We start from the raw sequence: 15,543 nt of genomic DNA on the forward strand, positions 1-15,543 counted from the left end.
TGGGGGCCTGCAAGGCGACAGCCTTTTTCGCTCTAGTCCGTAAACAACCTTATCAAAGTAACAGAAGTTTGCAAGTTTCACTTATTTATCCGGCAGGAAATACCTTCAGATCAGCACCTTCGCGGACGGGCATGATCGGGGGTGGGCGGCCTTCCGGTGCGCGCCCGATCACGCTTGATCACGCCACCTCGGGCCCGAAATCCCCATCCAGACGCCGGTTATGATCCCGCGACAACATCAGAGCTGGAATGGCGGCAAGCACCATCAGAAACACACCCCAGATATTGATGGGCATATACAACACCGCGCCACCCATCAAGAGGAACATGAACCCCATCGCCCGACCCACATAAGGGCCGAAAGGGTAATCCTCCGGATTGCCCACAAACACAGGTAATCGCATGAAAGGATTCCACCGCGCCAGGTACAGCGTGGTGGCGATGGCCATCATTGAGCCGACAATGAGGATTCCAAGTCCAGGTAGTAGCTCCATGGGGCCATTCCACCAGAATGTGTTCTGCGACACAACCACCCGGTCTGGTTTTATTCCATTTTTGTACAAGCTCTTATGCTGATCCAGTATTACTGCCAGCAAATTCGTAGTCCCACCTGGGGATGAGCGGCTGGGGGCATGAGGGCTTTAGTGCCAGGGGCTTGAGCGCTCGGGGGTTTTTCGCCGCCGTCTACCGGATTGCCTTGTCCACCATCATCGCCAGGATCCGGACCGCTCCCCCGTTGATCACATGCAGGGCCCGTTCCGCGATCAACCGTTCATTCACGGTGGGGGCGAATCTCTCCAGCATGGCCATCAGCACGGCCAGCTTGGGGAATCTCCTGTCCTGGCCGAGACGTTGGAACGCCACCGCATACAGTGAGGTCTGTGCCATGGAGATTCCCCGCTGGATGAGCTGGTTGTCTGGAAATTCCTGCAGCTTCCCGTATCCGCTGATGGCCAGTTGCAGCTGGCGTGCCTGACGTTCGCGTTTGCCGGGATTGTCCACGGGCACTTCGCGCAGCAGCGCCAGGGTCATGGCGTGCAGTGCCACCGCCTCATCGAGTTCGAGATAACCAAGGTTGGTGTCAGCGGTCTTGCCTGTGGCCAGGTCCATGAACCGTCGCTCGGCGCGGTTTTTGCGTTGGCTGGCGGAGTCATCGGGATAGTCGTTGCGAAGTTTCTTCACATAAGCCTCGGCGTCCGGCAGCATCTCCTCGAAGAGTTCCCCGAAAGCCGTGGCCAGCTCCTCGGGGCGGAAATCCTCCACCAGTTCGGCGTCGAAAATCTGTCCCTCGTCGGCAGCGGCGGCGGCAGAATTCCGCGGATCCCTGCTCCGCTCCCCCGGCATGAGTTCCGGCGGTAACCACCCATCACGATCGCTGCCGGGTCCCCGGAGGTTCACAAACGGCTGGATAATATGCACCGCTCCGTCCAGCATCCGCTGGGTGGACCGGGTGACCATCCGGGTCACCCGGTGCGAGGGGCGCAGAGCGGGATCTTCCAGCACCGTCACCACATCGGCCAGCACCTCGCACAGGTCCAGGTCGGCGGCGCGGTTGCCCAGCATGAAGGTGCAGTCCGCCGCCAGGCCCCCGGCCACCGCCTCCGGATCACCCGTGGATCGGATCCCGGCCAACAGGGCACCCGCCAGGCATTCCTCCGCGGCGACCAGCAGCGAGACGCGGTGGATCCACCCATCCGGTGCCAGCGCCTTGCGGGTGGTGTCCTTCAGCTCCGCGGGATCGGCGGCGAGGAACCCGGCCGCACCGAAGACCACGGCCTGCCTCAGCTCGTGGATCAGCTGGTTCAGCGCCTCGACCTCCGCCCGGTCGGTGATGGCGGTCCGTCGTCGCTGCGCCAGCAGTTCATTGAGGTAAGGGCTACCGGGGATCTCCAGGCGGCCGAGGTCCTCCACCGCCTCCTGGTAGAGCGGTGCCGAGGCATCGGCGATGTCCTGGATCCGGTTGTTCCACACCGCGGCCATGGCCTCGGCGATCAGGACCCGGCGCGCGGGGATCTCGGGGGCCACGTTGGCGAACACCAGGGGGTCTTCCGCATCATCGACAAAGACCGAGACCACGGCGTCATCGGCGAAGTCATCGCGCAGGCCCAGCAGCGTGAGCCCGTGGGCAACGGAATCCACCGACAACCGGCCCGCGGTCATGTGGCCGAGTATCTCCCACCGGGTGATGGCTGCTTCCCCGCCGATCGCGACTGTGATGGGCCCGTCGGTGAAGAACTGTGGTCCACGTTCACTGAGCGTGGCATTGTGTTCAGCAGTCATACCGCCATGCTAACCGCTGTCATGCAGGGACAGCCACGCCGTGAACCGGAGCCGCTGCTCCCCTATTCCACCACGCGCAATTGCGGGGCCTCGATCCGGGCGAGCTGGGGTGGGCGGAAATAGGTGGGCTCCGAGGTCGGTTTCACCACATGCAGCGCGGTGGAGAATGTCAGCCCGTGGATCTCCTCCACGGGCAGGTGCAGATCATCCGCCGCCTGCTGCGGGCTGAACCGTTCCGGGGTGAACACCTGCGGGAACACCGACGAGGCTTCATGGACGGGCAGGCCGTCGGGCTCACCGTGTTTATAACCGAGGGTGTGTAGTTCCAGCAGCATCCGTCGATAAGCAGCGTCGGACAGCCGCCCGGCGCGGTGGGTGGCCACCGCGGCCATCATCGCCGAGACCCGGTACTCGTTCTTCAGCTCCAGCAACTGCTCCACAGAGGGGTTGGGGGGGAGTTTCTCCAGGATCGCGGTGCGTGGCAGGAGCAGTTCGAAGGCGAAAAGGTCGGCCTCGCGTTCCTGTTTCGCGGCGGGTGGTTCATTGCTGTGCAGGGTCAGGTGCCCGATCTCGTGGGCGATGTCGAAGCGGAACTGCTCGGGGGTTTTCCGCCGGGCGATGAAGATGAACGGCACCCGACCCGACCACACGGAGAAAGCATCGACCTTCTCGGCGAGTGCGGGCAGACTGTAGGCCCTGATGCCGAAGTACTCCGCCAGGTGCACCATGTTGGGGATGGGCTGGGTGTCAATGCCCCAGGAGGTCCGCAGCAGCGCGGCCCCGGTGACAGGATCGGCCCCACCCAGGTCCAGCAGTTTCAGCTGCGGGAGGACGAACCGGCCGGCCACCCACCCCGCCACCTCAACCGCATTGGAGGCTGCCGCCAGTGCGGCACCGCGGTGTACGGCGGTGGCCCGGCGCCCGGCCCGGAAGTTGATGTTGGCCGGCGGGATGTCCACGGGGTCACGCTGGGCGAAGAACTCCACAGGGAATCCCAGGTGCGCGGAGAGATCCGCACCACGGGCCAGTGGCGCACCGGAGCGTTCATACCCACTGACCGTGCGGGGGTTCACGCCGAGGCGCACGGCCAGGTCTGTCTTGGTCAGACCTCGGCGCCTGCGGGCCAGTTCAATGCGGTGGGGGTTGAGGAATCTGGGGCGCACACCCCAGTTCCGCGGGTGCGAAGTAGGCATGCTCATCCTCCTGGAGTTATCGGCTTCATCGCCGCCACACCGGGTGCCACCGGTGAGGGCAAAACGTCTTCTATCACTGACAGCAGGCCACGGAACCCGTCCCTGACCTGCTGTGATCTTCCACCAATGATACCTGATTGTGACCAAATAGGAAGGGGCTTTTCCCAGGCGCACGCGCACCCGCGCCTATTTCCACCGCCTCCGAGCGACCCACTCCCCTGCCCCACGGGATGAATTTAATTCCCTCCCGCTCCTTGACAGACCAAGCTGTCTGGGGTTTGGTTGGACACGCAATCGGTTTACCTTTTGTCCTCTCCCTGGAGCCCCGGATGATGAGGATCGCACCACCTGCCAGGCAGGTGACGCGGTAGGTAGGACCACCTCGCGACCAGGCGGGGACACCCGGGGCAGCCCTTCTGCACACGCATGCACACGCATGCACACGCACAGCATGCAGCCGCTCCCCGGCATCCCCCCTGCCCATCGCAAGGTCGGTCCCCACAAGGATTGCCGTGCGTCCTAGCCGGGATCTGCACGTTCGGCTCAAGCAGAAGGACTTTTCCAAGTGACTTCTTTTTTCTCCTCCACCATCGCTGGTGTCCCACGGATCGGCGCGCACCGCGAACTGAAATTCGCCCTCGAGAGTTTCTGGTCCGGCTCTGTGTCCGGCCGCGAACTCAGCCAGACCGCCACCACGCTGACCAATGACTACTGTGATCAGCTGGCCGCCGCCGGCCTGGACAACATTCCCACCGCGGGGCGTTCGTACTATGACGCAATGCTGGATACCACCGCCCTGCTGGGTGTATTCCCGGAGCGGTTCCAGAACATCGATGACCACCCCAATGACGGCCTGCCCGCCCACATCGACCGCTATTTCGCCACCGCCCGCGGCACCGCGGAGCTCCCGGCGAGCGCGATGACCAAGTGGTTCGACACCAATTACCACTACCTGGTGCCCGAGTTGTCGGCGGATACCCGCTTTATCCTCGATGACACCGCCCTGCTCACCGACATCCAGGATCAGCTCACCCGCGGCCATGACGTCCGCCCGGTCCTCATCGGCCCCCTGACCTACCTCTCCCTGTCGCGCACCACCGACGGGTCTGATCCCCTTGATCATCTGGAGACACTCTTCGAGATCTTCGAGCGCCTGCTGGCCAAGCTGCCCACCACCTGGGTGCAGTTGGACGAGCCCTCACTGGTCACCGATATCGCACCGGAGGTGCTGGAGCGGGTGCGCGCAGGGTATGCCCGTCTGGCCACACGGGGCGGGGTGTTCGTCAACACCTATTTCGGTGCCGGTAATCAGGCGCTGGACACCCTGGCTGGCATCGGTCTGGGCGCGATCGGCGTGGACCTCGTCTCCGATGGCGTTACCGCGCTGGAGGCCTGGGAGGGCGAGGAACTGCTGGTCGCCGGCATCGTCGACGGCCGCAATGTGTGGCGCACCGACCTGTGCGCGGCCCTGGGCACCCTGCGTCGACTCCAGGCACGCGGCCCCGTTGCGGTGAGCACCTCGTGTTCGCTGCTGCATGTCCCCTATGCCCTCACCGCCGAGACCCGGCTCAACCCGGAGGTGCGCGAGTGGCTCGCCTTCGGCGAGGAGAAGGTCCGGGAGGTGGTCGCGCTGGCCGATGCGCTGGCGGGCGAGATCAACGAGACGCTTTTCGACGCCGCAGCCGCCGCGCTCGCGGACCGTCGCCACTCGGTGCTCACCGCCGCGCGGGATGCCGACATCACCGATGCCGACCGCTCCCGCTCCCCCTTCGATGTACGCACAGCAGCCCAGGACGAGGCCCTGGACCTGCCGGCGCTGCCGACCACCACGATCGGGTCCTTCCCGCAGACCCGTGAGATCCGGTCCGCACGCGCCCGTTACCGCGCCGGGAACCTCACCGTTGAGCAGTATGAGGACGCGATGCGCGATGAGATCGCCCAGGTGATCAAGGCCCAGGAGGACCTCGGCCTGGATGTGCTGGTGCACGGTGAACCGGAACGCAATGACATGGTGCAGTACTTCGCGGAGCTGCTGGATGGTTTCCTCACCACCACCAACGGCTGGGTCCAGAGTTACGGTTCCCGCTGTGTGCGTCCGCCGATCCTGTTCGGCACCGTCACCCGCCCCGAGCCGATGACGGTGCGGTGGTTCGCCCACGCCCAGAGCCTGACCAACCGGCCGGTCAAGGGCATGCTCACCGGTCCGGTGACCATCCTGGCCTGGTCGTTTGTCCGTGATGATCAGCCCCTGGCGGTCACCGCCGACCAGATCGCCCTGGCACTGCGTGAGGAGATCACCGACCTGGTGGACGCCGGCGCGAAGATCATCCAGGTGGATGAGCCCGCCATCCGCGAGCTGCTGCCCCTGCGCCGGGCCGAGCAGGAGGCCTACACCCGGTGGGCGGTCGGCGCCTTCCGCCTATCGACGTCCACAGCCCCCGACCATGTCCAGATCCACACCCACATGTGCTACTCCGAGTTCAATGAGTTGATCCAGTCGATCATCGACCTGGATGCGGATGTCACCACCATCGAGGCGGCCCGCTCCGATATGCAGGTGCTCGCCGCCCTGAAATCCTCCGGGTTCCACCTCGGTGTGGGTCCGGGTATGTGGGATATCCACTCCCCGCGTGTACCGGAGTTGAAGGAGGTCTCGCAGCTGTTGTCGTCCGCCCTGGAGTCGGTGGATCCGAGGCGCCTGTGGGTCAACCCGGACTGTGGTCTGAAAACCCGTGGTTGGGAGGAGACCACCGCCTCACTGAAGGTGCTGGTCGCGGCAGCGGAGCAGGCCCGCACTAACCTGCTGCAGCGGGCATCGACCAGCGTCTGACAAGCGCCTGACTACCGGAACCGTGAGACCGCCGCCAGCCCGGCGGCCAGCGGTACCACCGTCAACAGGATCGCGATACCCATGGCCGTGCCGAACTCGGTCAGGGTCACCGCGAGCTGCATCGTCGCACCGAGGGTCGCCGCGCCCACCACGGCGCCGACCTGCCGGGCGGTGTTGTACACACCGGAGGCCGACCCCACCAGATCCTGCGGCACATCACGCAGGGAGATCGTGGAGTTCGGCGCCCAGCACATCGCATTGGCCACGCCGAACAGCACCACCGGGATGAGCAGGGTCAGTGCGCCGGCGCCACTGATCATGAACACGGCGAACAACGACATCGCGGTGATCATGGCGGCGAAGCCGATCTTCGAGATCATCCCCGGCGCCACCCGGTCGGTGAGCCGACCGATCACCGGTGACATGAGCACCGACAACACCCCCATCGGTACCAGCATGAGACCGGCGGTCTCGGGGGCCATGTTCTGCGCGGTCTGCAGGTAGAGCATGATAGGCAGATTCACCGAATAGACGGTGAACCCCAGGGTGAACACCGCGAAGGCGCCGCGGGAGAAATTATGCGTCTCAAACAGTCGCAGCGGCATCAGCGGTGCGCTCGAGCGGGTCTGCATCCACACAAACAGCACCAGGGCCGCGATACCACCGGCCAGGGACAGCCAGATCAGCGGGCCGAAACCAAGTTCAGGCCCCTGCTGGAGTGCCACCACAATGCCGAGTACCGCGATGAGACTGACAGCGCCGGAGAGGTAATCAATGCGCGAGGTGCCCGTGGGTAGGGTGGGCACATAGCGGGCCACCGCCACCAGCGAGATCAGGCCGAGGGGCACATAGACGAAGAACACCGCACGCCACCCGACCGCGCCGACCAGCACACCACCGACGACCGGACCGAACAGTCCCGCGCTCGAGGCGACGGCACTCCATACACCGGTGGCCGCTCCCCTGCGGTTGTGGGCGAAGATGCGGTGGATGATACTGAGCGGCTGCGGGTTGAGCAGGCTGCCGCCCAGGCCCTGGAAGGCTCGCGCCAGGATGAGCAGCTCGATGGTGGGTGCCAGGGCACACGCCAGAGCGGAGACGGTGAACAGCGCCATGCCCGCCATATATACGGTGCGCTGCCCGAAACGGTCACCGAGCCGGCCGGTGATGAGCAGCGGCACGGCGAAGGTGAGCAGATAGATCGCCGACACCCACACCGCCTGGTTGAGGCTGGCCCCCAGATCCTCCCGGATACGTGGGAGGGCGACCGCCACCAGCGACTGGTCCAGCAGCGTGAGGAAGAGTCCGACGCTGAGCGCGCCGAGTGCCTTCCAGGCGCGGTTCTCCGGGATCGGGGTGTTTGTCGTGGCGGTCATGGCTTAGACGGTGGTGTCCACTTGCTTGCTGGGCAGGGTCTCCCGGCCGAACATCCAGAACACCGCGGCCAGCAGACCGATGACACCGCACAGCAGGAAGCCGTACTGGAAGCCGAAGGCACCCGCGATCGCACCGACGAGGATGGGGCCGGTGATGGCGCCGAAGTCCTGGGCCATCTGGAAGTTGGCCAGGACCTTGCCGCCGGCGCGGTCGGAACCGATGACGTCGGCAAGCACCGCCTGCTGGGAGGGGTTGAGCAGACCCGCGCCCGCCCCGGCCAGCGCCGAGAGGATGCACAGGGCCCAGATATTGGTGGCGAACCCCAGGGTGGCGGTGAACAGCGCATTGGTGATCAGGCCCGAGATGATCAGGGGCTTTCGACCGATCCGGTCCGACAGGTCGCCGGCGAACTGCAGGCAGAGCGCATTGCCAGCGGCGAAGGCGGCCATGGCGAAACCGGCTGCCACTCCACCGTTGGTGAAGATCGCAGCCGCAAACAGCGGCAGAGTGGCCACCCGGACACCGAAGTTGGACCAACCGTTGGCAAACGCGCCGACCAGCGCGGAGCGGTAGGCGGAATCCCGGATGGCCTCCATGAACCGCAGCGGGGTCACACCGGAATCGGCCCGGGAGCGCAGGGAGTCATCCACCTTGGGCATCTTCCACCACACCACCAGGGCGGCGAGTGCGACGGAAGCACCGTAGATGACAAACGGGGGTCGCATACCCAGCGTGGACAGCGCGGCACCCACGACGGGGCCGATGATGTTGCCGAACAGGAATGCCGAGGCGTAGGTGGAGGAACACCAGCCGCGGATCTCCACCGGCGCCATCCGCACGATCAGGCCCATCGCGGAGACCGTGAACATCGTCGAACCGATGCCCGCGATGCCGCGCAGCGCCAGAATCTGCCAGTATTCCTGGGCGAACGCGACGAGTCCGGTGGTCACCGCGACGATGAGCAGGCCCGAGAGATACACCCTGCGGGAGCCGAGCCTGTCGATGAGTGTGCCCGACACCGGCGCGAACAGCAGGCGCGCACCGGCGAAGATGGACACCACGGCGGACGCGGCGGCGAGGCTGACATCGAAGGTCACGACGAACTGCGGCAGGATCGGCGCGATGAGTCCGTACCCCAGTGCGATGATAAATGCAGCGGCGACCAGGACCCAGATCTCCATGGGGATCTTCGGGCGCTCTGTCTGCGCTGCCTGCGGTGCAGGCGTGGATACGGGCACCGGTTCAGGATTTTGTTGAGTATTCACCATTTCCTGATCAAGGCTAGCCCTGTTGCCGGGAATATTCCATTGAGCTGCACCGGGCGGGGTTTATTCGAACAAACTTTCTACTACTATTCGAACGCGTGTCCGGTGGGCGCTCTAAGCTCACCACCATGATCAAACACATCAACCGTCTTGCCCCGATCCCCTCCCCCACCCGCCACGCCGAGCATCTGCGCGACACCTTCCCCGAGGTCCTCGCCACCGTGACCTCCATGATGCGGCACCCACGATCACTCGCGCGCCCGGTACCCACCTGGCGGCCGCCGAGCACCCGCCTACCCGGCGATGATCCCCTCACCCTGACACTGTCACGCATGAGGGTCGGTGATGTGGTCCGGGAGATCGTCCGCGGCACGGGCGAAACCCGGGCCCCGGCCTACCTGGTCACCGTGCGGATCACCGACCCCGCAGGCCGACGCGTCCCCCGCGCCGGCGCCGAGGCGTGGGTGCGCGCCCTGCTTGCCGACGACCACATCACCGCCGTCCATCAGCTCACCGATGAACCAACACCCACCTTCTGCTGGTTGGTGGATGCCCGTTTCACCCCGGTCCGGTCCCCGGCGTCACTGTTCCAGCAACCGTCCAGGGCCGCCTGACTCTGGATGAGCAGTGCACTGGGACCCCGCGGTCACCGGATATCAGTGACCGGGGGAAGACTCAGTTACTTCGAACCGTCGTCGTCCTCATCATCGTCGTCGTCCTCATCATCGTCGCCCTCAAAGTCGTCCTCATCGGAGTCATCGACGAAGAGATCGTAGACATCGGGCTCATCGAATTCCTCATCATCGAAGGGGACGAGCTGTTCCTCCCAGTCCTCGGCGTGGTCATCGGCGAGGGAGAGGACATCGAAAAGCCGGTCGAAGTCGGTGAAGGTACCCAGATCGAGGATCTCATCGGTGGCGAATTCCAGCTCGGTGGTCAGGTCCGCGAACATGCGCTGGCGGTCCTCCTCCGAGAGCACCGCATCACCGTCGGATTCCCACAGCTCCTCGATGGCCTGGTCCACCAGGTCCTCGAAAGTCTCCCCGATGGCGACGAAACTGACGGTGGCGGTGGGGATCCCATTCTCCACCTCGACAAGAACCTGCAGCTCAGAGTTCTGTCCGACCTCGGCGCGCACCAGGTTGGCGTTGACGGCGTCCTGGTAGAACTCCAGATCCTGGATACGTTCGTCGGTGCCTTCCAGCAGATCACGCAGGACGGTGACCACCTGATCGGTGGCGACATGCTTGGCCACGGCTGCTACGGCATCGTCAATGGAGAACACCACGGAGACCAGAACGGCCTCGAAGTCCTCATCATCCTCATCCACATTGGCGGCGGCGATGTAGACATTGGCCGCCGGCAGGAGGGAATCGATCTCCACGAACTGGATCTCCAGGTCAGAGGTGATCGGAACGAACATTGTGTCGCCATTGACGCGCGATTCAATACCATCTCTGTCGAGCGCAGCTGCGATGTCCTCGAAAAAGCTCATGTTCGGATGACCTTCCATCTGGGTTGTGTCGAGGAGGGTCCCTCAGACACTGCCGACCACTCTAGTGCCCGATCCCCGCACATGCCTACCACTTCACCGGAGGTGCGGACAGGAGGTGCACATATCGGCGTTCGGGGAGTGGTAGATCATGCAGCACGCTGCACGTTTGTACTGTCCATCCCCGGAAAATCTGGGGGCGGGGACGGATGCGGCGGTGGATAGACCGTCGATAAGCTCCGTGGCCACCTCGCGCGCCAGCTCCTCCTCGAAGGCCTCCTCGCCCGCCTGGGAGGCCGCGATCGCCAGGCAGTCCCCCGCGACCGCCCACAGGGGCGCCGGCCGCAGCCCGGCCACCTCACAGAGCTTGTCGACGACCACCCCGATCGCCTCACCGTACTGCGCCCCGGCCAGACGCCACTCCCCCGGACCGAGAAAGGCCCCCGGGACGAAACCGAACCAGAACTCGTCCCGCGCATGCAGCTGCCCCTGCCGGAGATCAAGGCTGGGGACCTGATCAAACTCCACCATCGCGTAGACAGAGGGGGCAACCAGCGCATTACACAACGTATAGAACCACAACTGTCCCGCATGCTTGGGCTGGGCGATCTCGAAGATCTCCTGCCCCTTCGCCACCGCCGCGGTGACCGTCTCCGTGGCGGCGAGTTCCTCCACGGTGATCGGCCGGGCACCCGGCCCCGGCACCAGCGTGTCGGCAAACAGGGGGTACTGGGCCACGACCCGGTTCCAGAAACTCATCAACGTGCTCCAAACATCTGCATCAGATTCATCCAGCGCATCCCCGGCACGGCTTCCTCCTCATCACTCTGCGTGAGCAGGTAATCGAGTTCCGCGGCCAGGTCGGGGCGTCCCGTGCCCCACTCCAGCATCTCGTAATTCTCCCATGCCCTCCGTTTGGCCTGACGTGGGTCCCACACCATGCGGCTGTTGACATCAATAACGAACGTCCCCCACCCCGGCGCGTCATCGGTCTGCGCGCGGTAGGGATGCCACTCCTTCCCTGGTGATGCCGTGCGGATGAACTCACCCCAGTGGTGCTGCACCAGCTCGGTGATATTCTCCAGATGCTCCGCACCACCACCCAGGCGGGTGAACCCCATGGTGCGCGAGGATTCATGATCCCCGAACACCGCATTGAGCTCAAACGAATGGATAGCACCCAGCCCGATCTTGCGCAGCGACTCCGGCGCATAATCAAACCGGTACATCCACGTCGGCTCGAACTTCGCATGCGCCTGCGCCAGTCGCACGGACGGCGCCCAGAAGATCGCATCCGCCAGCAGCTGCGCGAACTCCGACCGGGACTCCGCGCCCCCGTAGGCATCCAGCACCTGCTCGGTGTTCTCCGGATCAAAGACACTGAGCATGCGCAGCGCCGACCTCCTCCGCGCCGAGCTGCGCAGATAGAAGGCCTTGGAAAAGGATGTCTCATCCGAGTTGGTCCCGATGATCAGGGGAATCCGCGCCTGCCTGCCCTCCTCGAACATCACCAGCGGATGATCGGGCAACAGCGTCCCATCCACGGTCGGGCCATAACAGGAATTGAGATACAGTAACTCCCCCGACTTCCACAGCATGGACTGCCCGGCGCGCACAATGTCATCAGCTGATTCCTTACGCAGATCCTCCAGGGTGGTATCCCGCGGCATGGCCATCCGGTACACCAGCTCCCGGGCCCACAACTTCGACTGCGTAGAGGAATGCACCGTGGCCATGGGTGCCGACTGCACCACCGCCCGGTGGAACAACCCCTTCGCGGTGGGCACACACATTAGGGAGATCACCCCGGCCGCGCCCGCCGACTCACCCATCAGGGTGATGTTCTCCGCATCGCCACCGAAATTCGCGATATTCCTCTTGATCCAGTTCAGGGCCATGAGCTGGTCATGCAGCGCCGGGTTGGCCACGCAATCCTCCCCCACCGACCGCAGATCCAGATACCCCAACGCCCCCAGGCGGAAATTGATGGACACGTACACCACGTCCATCTCCCTCACCAGGTTGTATCCCCGCAGCGCCTTCTCACTCGAGGCGCCCATGATGTAGGAACCACCGTGGATATACACCACCACCGGCAGCTGCTCATTGTTATCCGGCCTGACGATATCCAGGTTGAGACAATCCTCCGACCCCCGAATCCGGTCAGTCCAGGAATAGGTGGGCTGTGGCGCCACATCCCCGAACACCGAACAATCCCTGATCCCCTTCCACCGCTTCATCGGACGCGGCGCCCGGAACCGGTACTTCCCCCCGGTATTGCGACCATAGGGAATCCCCCGCCACGTACGTAGCCCCGGCCCCCGCACACCTCTCACGAACCCCAACGAAGTGGGAACCACCAACTCATCAGCCAACACCGAACCCGCCGCACTATTGGCGATCGGCCCCTCAGGCCGCGGCTTCCACGTCGATCCATCCATAAGACCCAAGGCTAGGCCGGTTGCGAGGGGGCGGCAATTGAACCGCGGCGGGTGTGAGCAGGATTGCCCTGGTGGGCGGGGTGGGCCGCGCGCCAGGGGCCCGGTGTGGCAAATTCCGTTGGTTTGTCTCAGGCTTCCTGGGGAAACGCGGGGCCGGGGCGCACAAAACAACAGTTTTTGTCACGACGGGTCGGCGACCGGCCACCGGCGTGGCAAATTCCGTTGGTTTGCAAACTCCATCCTGGGGAAATGCCCCTCCCCGGTACACAAAACAACAGTTTTTGTCACGGCGCCTCACGCCAGGCCCGGCCAGCCGCACGAAACCGCTCCTGCGGAAAGGGCCGGGAATGGTGGGAGGCTCTGCGGACCTGCTCGACGAGACGGTCAATGCCGTCACGATGCGTGAAATCAGCAGCGTTCAACCGGAAGACGAGCAGGCCCTCCTGGGTGAGCAGGCTGTGGCGTTTGAACTCGGATTTCGTGGCGGCCAGGGAGGAGACGCCGAACTCGCCCCCAGGTTTCCCCATTCCGTCGTATTCGACGGCAACTGAAATCTCCTCGAAGAGGAAGTCGACACGTCCGAGGAGATCCCCGCGGGGGTCGTAGATACCCACCTGCTGCAGGGGCGCGGGCAGCCCGGCGTGGAACATCGCCACCTTGGTCACGGATTCCCGGGGGCTCTCTGACCAGGGCGTGGTCAGTCTCACCGCCGTCCGGGCCGAGGCGATCCCCTTGAAGCCGCGCATCTGATCCAGGTGTTCCCGGAGCTTCGCCATGCTGGTCATGCGGGTTCGCAGGGCGTGATCCATGTAGGTCACGGCCTCCCACATCGGATACCACCGGGCCACGTCGATGCAGGTGCGGGTGGGGTTGGTGAGACGGTAGGTATTCTGACCCTTGCCGATGGTCAGGAGGTGTTCGGGCAGGTCAGGACCCAGGTGACGGTGGATCACCGGGGTTACGGACCCGGTTCTGCGGTGTCCGATTTCCACCGGGATGTCAGTCAGTGAAGATGGCAGCGGGAACCTGTGGAACAGGGCCGCGGTTCTTCCCACGAGAGGTGCTCCAGTCCGACGTGCGATCATGACCGCGTGTGCTTTTTCCTTATCTGTCTCTGACAGGGAATGCCAGTACTCCGATTCCACGTAGACACCGGTACTCATCCGTATTAACCGACCCCCGCGGACTTCACGTCGCAACGCCCAGTAGTTGGGTTGGTCCAGGTCAGCCGGACGATGGAACGGGCCCGCGCCCAGATGGTTGTCCCCCACTGTCGATCCCTCCCCCGAAGAATGTTCGCCGGTCCATCAAAACACACCACCGGATGTGACTCAACACACGTAGAATCTGCGGACATGACGATCAATCTCATTGACAACGGCCCGATCACCGTCGGCGACATCCACGAATTCCGCTACACCGTCCCCGGCAACAAGGCGGTGCCTGATCTGTACCCGGAGTCGGAGGAGTTCGCGGCGATGCCGAGGGTCTTCGCCACGGGGTTCTTCGTCGGCCTCATTGAATGGGCGTGCATGGACCATTTGAAGGCGAGCCTGCCGGAGGGTGTGATCTCGCTGGGCGTGGGGGTGGACATCACCCATGATGCGCCGGCGACGGAGGGTGCGGAGCTGGTGGTGAGGGTGACGGCCACCGGCGTCGGCAAGCGTTCTGCGGAGTGGTCGGTGGAGGTCACCGCGGGTGACACGGTGCAGGGGCGCGGCACGCATAAGCGGGTTGTGGTGGATCGGGAGCAGTTCACCGACACTGTCAACAACCTCGCAGACAGCTTCGGCGCCACCCAGATTTGATTGGCCCCAACGCCCCGGCTGTGTAAAAGAGTATAAAATCCAGTGCATGGTCAACCACGTCGACAGGGACACCACCCTGTGTATTTCTCTTGCTGCACGTCCGTCCAACCACGGGGTCCGCTTCCACAACTGGCTCTATGCTGAGCTGGGCCTGAATTTCCTCTACAAGGCCATCGCCCCGGCGGATATCACCGCGGCGGTGGCTGGTATCCGCGGGTTGAACATCCGGGGTGCGGGTGTGTCCATGCCTTATAAAGGTGATGTGATCCCGTTGATCGATGTCCTGGATCCCAGTGCGGAGCGGATCCGGTCGGTCAACACCATCGTCAATGATGATGGCCACCTGACCGGGTACAACACCGACTACACCGCGGTGATCAACCTGCTCAGGGCCCATGATGTCGACCCGGATCTGCATGTTGCGCTGCGTGGTTCCGGCGGGATGGCCAACGCCGTCATCGCCGCCCTGACCGATCACGGGATGCGTGGGACCGTCGTGGCGCGTAATCACACCACCGGTGCGGCCCTCGCCCAGCGTTACGGTTGGGAGTACTCCGCGCAGGTCCCGGAACACGCCCAGGTTCTGGTCAATGTGACTCCATTGGGAATGAATGGACCCGATGAGGATGTTGTAGCTTTCGACAGGGATGAGATCGACCGCGCTGAGGTCATCTTCGACTGTGTCGCCTTCCCCGTGGAGACCCCCCTCATCAGGCTCGCGAGGTCCCAGGGCAAGAAGACGATCGACGGTGGAGAGGTTGCCGCTCTGCAGGCAGCCGAGCAGTTCCACCTGTACACGGGCGTCCGCCCGACCGATGAGCAGATCATCGCCGCTGAGGAGTACGCAGCACCTTAAAC

At 64.2% G+C, this 15,543-nt stretch carries 13 protein-coding genes; 4 read left to right on the forward strand and 9 right to left on the reverse strand.

What is annotated here, in order from left to right:
* Positions 1 to 178: 178 nt before the first annotated feature.
* The 3 genes from H9627_RS09745 to H9627_RS09755 form a co-directional block, all read right to left on the reverse strand.
* On the reverse strand, positions 179 to 562 hold the full coding sequence (locus H9627_RS09745; protein WP_225213718.1) for a hypothetical protein: 384 nt from the start codon (positions 560 to 562) through the stop codon (positions 179 to 181).
* 121 nt (positions 563 to 683) lie between these two features.
* Positions 684 to 2,279, reverse strand: a complete 1,596-nt coding sequence (locus H9627_RS09750; RefSeq protein WP_191733841.1) for a hypothetical protein — start codon at positions 2,277 to 2,279, stop codon at positions 684 to 686.
* A gap of 62 nt (positions 2,280 to 2,341) precedes the next feature.
* On the reverse strand, positions 2,342 to 3,472 hold the full coding sequence (locus tag H9627_RS09755) for an XRE family transcriptional regulator (RefSeq protein WP_191733842.1): 1,131 nt from the start codon (positions 3,470 to 3,472) through the stop codon (positions 2,342 to 2,344).
* A 565-nt stretch (positions 3,473 to 4,037) separates the two neighbouring features.
* Between H9627_RS09755 and metE the strand changes: the two genes are divergently transcribed.
* Positions 4,038 to 6,302, forward strand: coding sequence for a 5-methyltetrahydropteroyltriglutamate--homocysteine S-methyltransferase (metE, locus tag H9627_RS09760; RefSeq protein WP_191733843.1), 2,265 nt, complete (start codon positions 4,038 to 4,040; stop codon positions 6,300 to 6,302).
* Between the two features lie 11 nt (positions 6,303 to 6,313).
* Here the strand turns inward: metE and H9627_RS09765 are convergent, their stop codons facing one another.
* Positions 6,314 to 7,678 (reverse strand): DHA2 family efflux MFS transporter permease subunit, encoded by a 1,365-nt coding sequence (locus H9627_RS09765; protein WP_191733844.1) that lies wholly within the window; start codon positions 7,676 to 7,678, stop codon positions 6,314 to 6,316.
* 3 nt (positions 7,679 to 7,681) lie between these two features.
* On the reverse strand, positions 7,682 to 8,860 hold the full coding sequence (locus H9627_RS09770; protein ID WP_191733912.1) for an MFS transporter: 1,179 nt from the start codon (positions 8,858 to 8,860) through the stop codon (positions 7,682 to 7,684).
* 212 nt (positions 8,861 to 9,072) lie between these two features.
* On the opposite strand from H9627_RS09770, the gene H9627_RS09775 reads away from it, so the two are divergent.
* Complete coding sequence (locus H9627_RS09775; RefSeq protein ID WP_191733845.1) at positions 9,073 to 9,558, forward strand: hypothetical protein; 486 nt, start codon at positions 9,073 to 9,075, stop codon at positions 9,556 to 9,558.
* A gap of 65 nt (positions 9,559 to 9,623) precedes the next feature.
* On the opposite strand, the gene H9627_RS09780 is transcribed toward H9627_RS09775, so the two are convergent.
* From H9627_RS09780 to H9627_RS09795, 4 genes are all read right to left on the reverse strand, one after another.
* A complete protein-coding gene (locus H9627_RS09780; protein WP_191733846.1) occupies positions 9,624 to 10,439 on the reverse strand; it encodes a hypothetical protein in 816 nt (271 codons plus the stop codon).
* A gap of 93 nt (positions 10,440 to 10,532) precedes the next feature.
* Positions 10,533 to 11,195, reverse strand: a complete 663-nt coding sequence (locus H9627_RS09785) for a (2Fe-2S)-binding protein (protein WP_191733847.1) — start codon at positions 11,193 to 11,195, stop codon at positions 10,533 to 10,535.
* Entirely contained in the window at positions 11,195 to 12,877 is a 1,683-nt protein-coding gene (locus tag H9627_RS09790; RefSeq protein ID WP_225213719.1) for a carboxylesterase/lipase family protein, read from the reverse strand. The genes H9627_RS09785 and H9627_RS09790 overlap by 1 nt, the downstream gene beginning before the upstream one ends.
* A 284-nt stretch (positions 12,878 to 13,161) precedes the next feature.
* On the reverse strand, positions 13,162 to 14,040 hold the full coding sequence (locus H9627_RS09795; RefSeq protein ID WP_225213720.1) for a hypothetical protein: 879 nt from the start codon (positions 14,038 to 14,040) through the stop codon (positions 13,162 to 13,164).
* A gap of 192 nt (positions 14,041 to 14,232) precedes the next feature.
* On the opposite strand from H9627_RS09795, the gene H9627_RS09800 reads away from it, so the two are divergent.
* Positions 14,233 to 14,685 (forward strand): thioesterase family protein, encoded by a 453-nt coding sequence (locus H9627_RS09800; RefSeq protein WP_191733849.1) that lies wholly within the window; start codon positions 14,233 to 14,235, stop codon positions 14,683 to 14,685.
* Between the two features lie 46 nt (positions 14,686 to 14,731).
* A complete protein-coding gene (locus tag H9627_RS09805; RefSeq protein ID WP_191733850.1) occupies positions 14,732 to 15,541 on the forward strand; it encodes a shikimate 5-dehydrogenase in 810 nt (269 codons plus the stop codon).
* The last annotated feature ends 2 nt before the right edge of the window (positions 15,542 to 15,543 follow it).

The sequence above is a fragment of the Corynebacterium gallinarum genome (assembly GCF_014837045.1).
Taxonomy (GTDB): Bacteria; Actinomycetota; Actinomycetes; order Mycobacteriales; family Mycobacteriaceae; genus Corynebacterium; species Corynebacterium gallinarum.

Excerpts from the sequence above, each read along its gene's own strand:
- H9627_RS09750 (WP_191733841.1), bottom strand. The coding sequence starts at position 2,279 with ATGACTGCTGAACACAATGCCACGCTCAGTGAACGTGGACCACAGTTC.
- H9627_RS09755 (WP_191733842.1), bottom strand. The coding sequence starts at position 3,472 with ATGCCTACTTCGCACCCGCGGAACTGGGGTGTGCGCCCCAGATTCCTC.
- H9627_RS09765 (WP_191733844.1), bottom strand. The coding sequence starts at position 7,678 with ATGACCGCCACGACAAACACCCCGATCCCGGAGAACCGCGCCTGGAAG.
- H9627_RS09770 (WP_191733912.1), bottom strand. The coding sequence starts at position 8,860 with ATGGAGATCTGGGTCCTGGTCGCCGCTGCATTTATCATCGCACTGGGG.
- H9627_RS09775 (WP_191733845.1), top strand. The coding sequence starts at position 9,073 with ATGATCAAACACATCAACCGTCTTGCCCCGATCCCCTCCCCCACCCGC.
- H9627_RS09780 (WP_191733846.1), bottom strand. The coding sequence starts at position 10,439 with ATGAGCTTTTTCGAGGACATCGCAGCTGCGCTCGACAGAGATGGTATT.
- H9627_RS09785 (WP_191733847.1), bottom strand. The coding sequence starts at position 11,195 with ATGAGTTTCTGGAACCGGGTCGTGGCCCAGTACCCCCTGTTTGCCGAC.
- H9627_RS09790 (WP_225213719.1), bottom strand. The coding sequence starts at position 12,877 with ATGGATGGATCGACGTGGAAGCCGCGGCCTGAGGGGCCGATCGCCAAT.
- H9627_RS09795 (WP_225213720.1), bottom strand. The coding sequence starts at position 14,040 with ATGAGTACCGGTGTCTACGTGGAATCGGAGTACTGGCATTCCCTGTCA.
- H9627_RS09800 (WP_191733849.1), top strand. The coding sequence starts at position 14,233 with ATGACGATCAATCTCATTGACAACGGCCCGATCACCGTCGGCGACATC.
- H9627_RS09805 (WP_191733850.1), top strand. The coding sequence starts at position 14,732 with ATGGTCAACCACGTCGACAGGGACACCACCCTGTGTATTTCTCTTGCT.